Origin of the sequence: Ensifer sp. (genome assembly GCF_031989085.1) — a bacterium.
GTDB lineage: Bacteria > Pseudomonadota > Alphaproteobacteria > Rhizobiales > Rhizobiaceae > Ensifer.
This window is the reverse complement of record NZ_DALZXU010000013.1, coordinates 98878-107610: the sequence shown is the minus strand read 5'-3', so window position 1 is coordinate 107610 and position 8733 is coordinate 98878. Positions and strand designations below refer to the sequence as shown.

The window sequence follows — 8733 nt, the reverse complement described above, 5'->3', positions numbered from 1 at the left end:
TCTGGTCGGAAAGGTGGCTGCCGTCGTGGTCAGCCAGAAGCAGAATAGCCATGATCTCGTCCTCTAGAAAAATGGTTCGTTCCCGAAATCCGTCAGGGCCTGCCGAAAACGGTGAGGCGCGAGAACCGGCGCGCAGCGTACTCTAGTACGTGAGCACCGGAAGCGCAGCGACACGCCGTTTGCAGGCGGACCTCACGGATTTCAGAGCACGCCGGCTTCGGTCTTGAGCTTTTCAACGAGCTCGGCCACCGACTTGACCTTGATGCCGGCCTTGCGGCCTTCCGGCTCCTCGGTCTTCAGCACCTTCAGCCGTGCCGTGGTGTCGACGCCGAAATCGGCCGGCGTCTTCTTGTCGAGCGGCTTCTTCTTCGCCTTCATGATGTTGGGAAGCGAGGCATACCGCGGCTCGTTGAGGCGCAGGTCGGTGGTAACGACCGCCGGAAGCTTGATGTCGATCGTCTGCAGGCCGCCATCGACCTCGCGTGTCACGGTCGCCTTGCCGTCGCCGATCTCGACCTTGGAGGCAAAGGTGCCCTGCGCCCAGCCAAGCAGCGCCGACAGCATCTGGCCGGTCTGGTTGCTGTCGTCGTCGATCGCCTGCTTGCCGACGATGATCAGGCCCGGCTGTTCGGCCTCGGCGACACCCTTGACGATCTTGGCGACGGCGAGCGGCTCGACCTGGTCTTCGGTCTCGACCAGGATCGCCCGGTCGGCACCCATGGCGAGCGCGGTCCTGAGCGTCTCTTCGGCCTTGGCCGGGCCGACCGATACCACCACGACCTCGTCAGCCTTGCCGGCTTCCTTCAGCCGCAGCGCCTCTTCCACCGAGATCTCGTCGAACGGGTTCATCGACATCTTCACGTTCGCCAGCTCCACACCAGAGCCGTCCGCCTTCACCCGGATCTTGACGTTGTAGTCAACCACCCGCTTAACCGTCACAAGTATTTTCATGGCCAAACCTTTCCGGCAATGTTCGTTGTCTGGCGAAAACCGTTACATGCGGCCGCGCCTGGCTTCGGGATCGTAGGGCGATTCTTCGATGACGCGGGCCTTGCGCCGTTCGCCGAGGATCGGGACTTCCAGCTCCGTCCCGGGCACCCCAAGCTCGACCGGCAGCAGCGCGAAGGCAACATCGTGGCCGAGCGTGTAGGCGTAACCACCCGAGGTGATGCGACCGACCAGCTCGCCTTGATGATAGACGCCCTCATAGATCAGCGCGCTTGCACCATCGGTGTCGATCGCGATGGTGAAGGAGCGACGGGCGACGCCCTCTTCCTTTGCCTTTACCAGCGCATCGCGACCGATGAAGCAGCCCTTGTCGAGGCGCACGAAACGATCGAGGCTGCTTTCCCAGGCACTCAGTTCCGGGTTCATGTCACGATACATCGCCCGGTAGGACTTTTCGAGCCGCAGCGATTCCAGCGCCTGCAGGCCAATCAACCGCAGACCATGCGGCTCGCCGGCGGCAAGCAGGGCGTCGAGCAGGTGCCGCTGGTAGCAGAGCGGATGATAAAGCTCCCAGCCGAGCTCGCCTTCATAGTTGACGCGCAACAGACGGACGTCGCTGGCAAGCCCCACCGTACCGGTCTGCACGCCGAACCAGGGGAAGGCCTCGTTGGAAAGATCGATTTCGGTCAATGCCTGCAGCACCTCGCGCGCCTTCGGCCCGACGATGGTGAAGCAGCCACGATCATTGGTGACGTTGCGCAGTTGCACGCTGCCGTCCCTCGGCAGAAGCTTTGAGAGATCGTCGAAGTTCCAGCGCTCTGCCCGCGGCGTCGAGATCAGGTAGAACAAGCCGTCTTCGAGACGGGCGACGACATACTCAGCCTGAACTCCACCCTTCTTCGTCAGGTGATGACTGAGGTTGACGCGACCTGTTTTTGGCAGGCGGTTGGCTAGGATGCCGTCCAGCCAGGCCTCGGCACCCGGTCCGCTCACTTCGAACTTGGTCATCGGCGTCATCTCGACGAGGCCAACGGCGTTTCTGACGGCGTGCACCTCCTCGCCGACATATTTACCCTTCTCGGTCCAACGCCAGCTGTACTGGTCCTTCGCCTCCACGCCCTCGGGCGCAAACCAGTTCGGCATTTCCCAGCCGTTGAGAACGCTCCAGACGGCCCCCTTCTGGGTCAGGCGATCATAGGAGGGTGCGGTCTTCTGCGGCCGGGCGGCCGGCATGTCCTGGCCGGGATAGTGCTGCTCGGCATGGGTGCCCCAGGCCTCGCGCACTTTCTCACGCGTCCAGTTCTTGTTGGCGTAGTCGCCGAAACGGCGCGGATCCAGCTCTGACGTGTCGAGGCTGTTGCCGCCTTCGACGATGCGCTCGGAGAGGTAGTAGCCGATGGCGCCGCCCCAGAGAATGCCGCCAGGCACGCCCTCGGCGATCCAGACATTGTCGAGCCCCCAGGCGGGTCCCACCAGCGGCAGTTCGTCGGCGGTCATCTGGAAGGGGCCGCGGACATTGGCCTTGATGCCGACGCGGCCGAGCGCCGGGACGAGGTCCATCGCCCGCTCCCAGTTCCAGGAAACGGAATCGAAATCCTCTTCGAGCAGGTCGGCGCCGAACCACTCCGGCACGCCGTTCTCGGCAAAGAGCTTCAGGTGTTCGGTCTTCTCGTAGGGACCGAACATCAGGCCGTCGCCCTCCTCGCGCAGATAGCCCTCGAAGCCTTCGTCGCGCAGGATCGGCATTTCCGGCAGGCCCTGGCGCTTGCGTTCGATCACTTCGGGGACGGCATCGGTGATCCAGTATTGATGGACGATCGGGATCGCCGGGATCTCGAGGCCGAGCATGGCGCCGGTCTGGCGCGCATAGTTGCCGGTCGCCGAAATGATATGCTCGCAGATGATCTCGCCCTGGTTGGTCTTGATCTTCCACTCGCCGCTCGGCATGCGCTCGAAACCGCGCACCTCGGTGTTGAGATAGATCTTGGCGCCGCGATCGCGGGCACCCTTGGCCATGGCCTGCGTCACGTCGGCCGGCGCGATGTGGCCGTCGTCTGGGTGATAGAGAGCGCCCAGCATCTCCTTGTTGTTTTCGAGGAGCGGCCAAAGTTCGCGGGCTTCCGCCGGCGACACAAGCTCGGCGCGAATGCCCTGAACCGCCGCAACGCTCATGTAGCTCTTGTATTCGTCAAAACGGTCACGGGTATTGGCGATGCGCAACTGGCCGCATTTGTGCCAGCCGACATGCTGGCCGGTTTCGGCTTCAAGACCCTCGTAGATCTCGATGGTCTTGGCGATCATGCGGCCGATATTGATCGAGCGGGCATAGGACGGAATGAGGCCGGCGGCATGCCATGTCGAGCCGGCGGTCAGCTGCGTGCGTTCGAGGAGCGCGACATCGGTCCAGCCGCGCTTCGTCAGACCGTAGAGAATGGCGGCACCGACGCAACCGCCGCCGATGACGACGGCCCGAGCATGAGTTTGCATGAAGAGGTTCCCTTATGTGGAATTTTCAGCAACTTACAAACGGCCGGTGCGCTTGTAATCTTGCTAAAAACTATCCGGGGGCATAACCTCAGTTTATGCATAGACTTCGCTCGCTCGTCCCCTCCGCCAACTATCTCTTCGTCTTCGAGGCTGCCGCCCGGCGGCAGAGCTTTACCGGCGCGGCGGAGGAGCTGAACGTCAGCCAGCCCGCCGTCAGCAAGACGATCCGCCTGCTAGAGGAGGCGACCGGCCTGAAGCTCTTCCGCCGCGAACATGCCCGGCTGGAGCTGACCGCCGAGGGCAAGCGGCTCTACAAGGAAACCCAGGAAGCCTTCGATCACCTGCACATGGTGATCTCGTCGCTCAGGCAGAAGCATTCGCGCGATATCGTGCGCGTGTCGTTCTCCGCATCCTTCGTGCAATTGTGGCTGCTGCCGCGGCTCAAAGCCTTCAAGGCGCAGCATCCGGATATCGCCCTGCGGATTGCCGAGAGCAGCCGGGACGACCAGGACCTGCTGGAGGAAGATATCGACCTTTCCGCACGTCTCGGCACCGGCAAATGGCCTGGTATCCACGCCTGGCATTTCGTCACCGAAGAGGTTTGGCCGGTCTGCAGCCCCGCCTATCTGAAAGAGCACGGGCCGATCGAGACCCCGGCCGACCTGCTCAACCATACGCTCTTGCATTTCGAGGAACGGCATCGCTCACGCGTCGGCTGGCGCGAATATCTCGAACGCAACGACGTCTCGGCCGCCAAGCTGACGCAGGACTTCGTCTTCACCGACGCGCTAAATTCGATCGAAGCGGCGGTGCTCGGCCAGGGGGTCGCGCTTGGCTGGAAACACCTGGTGCACGACCACCTGAAGGCCGGCAAGCTCGTCTGCCCGATCCGGGCGAGCTATCTCACCGGACAGAGCATCCACATCGTCATGCCGGCGCAGCGCCCGCCCAAGCGCGGCACCGAGATCTTTCGCGACTGGCTGATGGAGCAGAACGCCGACGCCGACTTCTTCGCCAGGGGTTGACGGGAAAACCGCGTCTTCAGAAGCGCTCGCCGACGAAGTGCGCGACCTGGGCGCCAGCCTCGTAATAGGCTTCCTTCAGACGCCGCATCGGCGGGTCATTGGGGTCGCTGAGCGGCAAGGGCAACTCCGCCTCGGCAATCTCGCCCAGGATATGGCGCGCGAGCACCCGGCCGAACACCGTTCCGGGCGCGATGCCGCGACCGTTATAGCCGGAAAAGCCGACGACATTCGGGGCGAACCGATGGAAGCGCGGCAGCGCGTTGGTGGTCATGCCGATCTGGCCGTACCATTCGCACTCGAAATCGACCTTGCCCAGCTCCGGGAAAAGCCGGGCCAGCGAACGCCGCGCCCAGGCCTTGTGCACGGCGGCACCGCCGTTGCGCAAAGCGCCGACGCTGCCGAACACCAGCCGTCCCGCCTTGTCCATGCGAAACGACGAGAGGATCTCCTTGGTGTCCCACACGCCCTCGCGGTCGGGCAGGATGGTCGCGAGCATCTCCGGCGCAAGCGGCCGGGTCGCGAGGTTGAAATAGGGCAGATAGACCTGCTCGGTGCGCACATGCTCCCAGGGGCCGGTGCTATAGGCGTCGGTCGCGACGATGATCCAGTCGGCCGTCACGGATGCCCTGTCCGTCGCCACCTTCCAGCGGCTGCCGATCCGCTCCGTCGAGACGACCCGGCTCGATGTGTGCAACGTAACCCCGGCACGCTCAGCCGCATGCGCCAGTCCACGGACATAGGCAAGCGGCTGCAAGGTCCCTGCCCGCTTGTCGAGGAGCGCGCCGGCATAGGCTGACGTGCCGATGCGGGCAGCCGTCTCCGCCGCGTCGAGAAGCTCGACCGGCGCGCCGCGCTTCTGCCACTGCGATGCCCGTTCGGCGATTTCCTTCAGGCCGCTTTCACCGACGGCGCAGTGCAGCGTACCGTTGCGCTCGAGCTCGCAGGCAATCGCATGTCTGTCGATCAGCTCCATCACCACGCGCGGCCCGTTGCCGAGCAGATCGAGAAGTCGCTCGCCGTGGACCTCGCCGAGTTCGCCCGGCAGATCGTCGGGCATCACCCACATGCCGGCATTGATGAGCCCGACATTGCGCCCCGCGCCGCCAAAGCCGATCTCGGTCCCTTCGAGCAGGATGACCCTGCGGCCGGCCTCGGCCAGATGCAGCGCTGCCGAAATGCCGGTGAAACCGCCGCCGACGACCACGACATCGGCGGATGCGTCCGCTGCAAGCGGGCCGGTTGCCGGCGCCGACGGCGCGGTCTTTTCCCAAAGGCCGTGGGAGCGGGGGTCGTTCAGCATCGGTCTCGTCCTTCGTGCGGGGCATCGTTTCGTCTCTGCCCGCAAATTCCATCTGTTATGACAATGATAACGTCGCCGTCACTGTGTAAAGACCACCGTCCTGTGGGCGTTGAGCATGACGCGGTTTTCCAGATGCATCTTCACCGCGCGGGCAAGAACCCGGCTCTCGATGTCGCGGCCGGTTGCGACGAAATCCTCGGCGCTCATCGCGTGGGTCACCCGTTCGGTCTCCTGCTCGATGATCGGGCCCTCGTCCAGATCGGGCGTGACGTAGTGAGCCGTCGCGCCGATCAGCTTGACGCCACGCACATGCGCCTGGTGATAGGGTTTGGCCCCCTTGAAGGACGGCAGGAAAGAATGGTGGATGTTGATGATCCTGCCATAAAGCCGCTTCGACAGATTATCGGAGAGCACCTGCATGTAACGGGCAAGGACCACGAGGTCGGCCCCGGTGTCGCGCACCAGATCGATCAGCCGCTGCTCCTGCTCGGCCTTGTTGTCTTTCGTTACCTTCCAGTGATGATAGGCAATGCCGTCCAGTTCGGCGGTTCTCGCACTGTCGTCGTGGTTGGAGACGATGGCGACCACCTCGGCATTCAGCCAGCCGACGCGGATCTGGTAGAGCAGATGCAGCATCGCATGATCGAACTTGGAGACCATCACGATGATCTTCGGCCGCTGCGTCGCATCCGAGATAGCAGCCTTCATGCCGAAGCGGTCGATTGCCGGCTTCAGCGCCCGCTCGACGCCGTCCCGCGCCATGCCGGCGGGCCCGCTAAAGGCGATGCGCATGAAGAAACAGTTGCTTTCGACGTCGCGAAACTGGTTGCTCTCGACGATGTTGCCGCCGATCGCCGCAAGCTCGGTTGTCACGGCCGCAACGATCCCTGGCTGATCGTCGCAGGCAAGCGTCAGGATGAACGACGCGGCAGCGCCAGTGGATGTCAGGTTGGCGGGCATCAGGGTCATGCCACTTTCCTTTCGTGGTAGCGGTCAGGGAACGGCGGTTGATCGCGGCTCAGGCCTTGGATTTCGGCTGGCCGAAGACGTAGTCGGCGACCCTCGGCAGAAAGGTCTCGCGGTGATAGCCGCGCGGCTTATCGCCAACGGCGACCCCGGCATTGAGGATGCCCGCCTGGTAGTCGTCGGCAAACAGCGAATAGGGATAGACCGGCTCGACGGCACTTTCCGCCTGCAGCTGCTGGCGCAATTCGACAGGGATAGCAAAGTCGAGCGCGGCCAGATTGTCGTCGAGTTGTTCAAGCCGGCTGGCGCCGATGATGGCGGCGCCAACGCCGGGCTGCGTCACCACCCAGTTCAGCGCGACCTGCGCCATGCTGCGGCCAGTTTCGCCGGAAACCTGCTCCAATGCAGCGACGATGCGCATGTTGCGCTCGGTAAAGAGGCCAAGCCCGCTGCCCGAAGCATCGAGCGAGAGCCGCCCCGAGGCTTCGCGACCGGCGCGATACTTGCCGGAGAGCAGGCCCATGGCGAGCGGGCTCCAGGCAGTGATCCCGAGGCCGAGCGTCTGGGCGAGCGGTACGAATTCGTTCTCGATGCTGCGCTCGGCCAGCGAATAGGGCAGTTGCAGGCAGATCGGTGGCGTCAAGGCATGCGCCTCCGCCCAGGTCTGCGCGCGCGCCGCGTACCAGCCGGGCACGTCGGAAAGTCCGGCATAGCGGATCTTGCCGGCGCGCACGAGATCGTCGAACGTCCGCATGACCTCTTCTGCGGGCGTGATCCGGTCCCAGGTGTGCAGCAGATAAAGATCGATGTAGTCCGTCTTCAATCGCCGCAGCGAGGCATCGACGGCGCGCATCAGGTTCTTGCGCCCGTTGCCGCCGGCATTCGGGTTGCCGGGCTCCAGGCTGTTGGAAAACTTGGTGGAGATCACCACCCGGTCGCGAACGCCCCTCTCGGCGACGAACTTGCCGATCAGTTCTTCACTGAGGCCCGCCGCATAGGAATCTGCCGTGTCGATGAAATTGCCGCCGACCGCGACATAGCGGTTGAAGATCGTGCGCGCCGCATCCTCGTCCGAACCCCAGGAACCGCCGATCCCGCGAATGCCGCCATTGCCGAAGGTCATCGTGCCGAGCGCGAGCCGGCTGACCCTGAGGCCCGAGCGGCCGAGAAGGTAATAGTGGTCCATGGACATGGCTGGTTCCTGATTGTCTTGCGCCCCGGTCCCGGCCGCCGTCACATGCGGCCGTGATAGCTTCTGCGAGCGACGCTTTGCTGGACGTGATTGATCATCGTGATGAAGTCGAAGACCGGTCTGCCGGTCGCCGCCTGCACGGCGTGAGCATAGGGGGGCAGGTCGCTGCATTCGAGCAGAATGGAGCGAACGTCCGGATTATCCTCGACAAGCTTGCGGGCGACGTCGGTGACCTCCCGCTCGATCGCAGCACTGTCGAGCGTGCCCTTTTCCTCCAATATGGCCTCGCGAAATTCCTTCTGCCCTTCCATGCCGGCAATCGCCAGCGGGATATGGCCCGGCACATTGCTCGCCTCGAAGTGGCGCGGCGTCAGTCGGCTGGCATTGGCCGTGATGATGCCGACCGTTCCACCGGCGACCGAATGCATGAACGGGATCTGCATCAGGCTCGACAGCAGCACGGGGATATCGACAGCGGCGGCCACCTCCTCCTGGAAATAGGCCATGAAACCGCAGGCGCCTGTGATCGCTTTCACGCCGCGGCTCTGCAACTCCACCGCCGCTTCGACGAAGACGTCACGAAGCGCCGGATCGCGCTGATTGAGCAGCCGATCGATCGAGGCGCCGCGCACCTCCTGGAAGCGCACCGGATAATCATAAGTGGTGGCGTTGCCGACATTGCCGGGCACGCAAGGATAGGCCGCGTCGAGGATGAGGATGCCGATCGATTCCCCGTACCACGACTGCGTCTTCCGCGTGACTGTGTGGACAGTCATCGTCTTGTCTCCGCTATCAGATTGTTTGCAAACCGGCGC

General features: G+C 63.7%; 7 protein-coding genes. 1 reads left to right on the top strand and 6 read right to left on the bottom strand.

Annotated features, from left to right (window positions below):
- Nucleotides 1-201: 201 nt before the first annotated feature.
- Together RTP54_RS29725 and RTP54_RS29720 are read right to left on the bottom strand one after the other, a co-directional pair.
- On the bottom strand, nt 202-951 hold the full coding sequence (locus tag RTP54_RS29725) for an electron transfer flavoprotein subunit beta/FixA family protein (RefSeq protein ID WP_176356442.1): 750 nt from the start codon (nt 949-951) through the stop codon (nt 202-204).
- Nucleotides 952-993: 42 nt separating this feature from the next.
- Entirely contained in the window at nt 994-3435 is a 2442-nt protein-coding gene (locus tag RTP54_RS29720) for an FAD-dependent oxidoreductase (RefSeq protein WP_312367594.1), read from the bottom strand.
- 95 nt (nt 3436-3530) lie between these two features.
- Here RTP54_RS29720 and RTP54_RS29715 point away from each other — a divergent pair, with 95 nt between their 5' ends.
- On the top strand, nt 3531-4460 hold the full coding sequence (locus RTP54_RS29715) for a LysR substrate-binding domain-containing protein (RefSeq protein WP_312367592.1): 930 nt from the start codon (nt 3531-3533) through the stop codon (nt 4458-4460).
- Between the two features lie 16 nt (nt 4461-4476).
- On the opposite strand, the gene RTP54_RS29710 is transcribed toward RTP54_RS29715, so the two are convergent.
- From RTP54_RS29710 to RTP54_RS29695, 4 genes are all read right to left on the bottom strand, one after another.
- Nucleotides 4477-5760, bottom strand: coding sequence for an FAD-binding oxidoreductase (locus RTP54_RS29710; protein WP_312367591.1), 1284 nt, complete (start codon nt 5758-5760; stop codon nt 4477-4479).
- A 78-nt stretch (nt 5761-5838) separates the two neighbouring features.
- Complete coding sequence (gene purU / locus RTP54_RS29705) at nt 5839-6729, bottom strand: formyltetrahydrofolate deformylase (protein ID WP_312367589.1); 891 nt, start codon at nt 6727-6729, stop codon at nt 5839-5841.
- Between the two features lie 49 nt (nt 6730-6778).
- Nucleotides 6779-7918: an aldo/keto reductase gene (locus RTP54_RS29700; protein ID WP_312367587.1), complete on the bottom strand. Its 1140-nt coding sequence runs from the start codon at nt 7916-7918 to the stop codon at nt 6779-6781.
- A gap of 41 nt (nt 7919-7959) precedes the next feature.
- Nucleotides 7960-8694, bottom strand: a complete 735-nt coding sequence (locus RTP54_RS29695) for an aspartate/glutamate racemase family protein (RefSeq protein ID WP_312367585.1) — start codon at nt 8692-8694, stop codon at nt 7960-7962.
- Nucleotides 8695-8733: the final 39 nt, after the last annotated feature.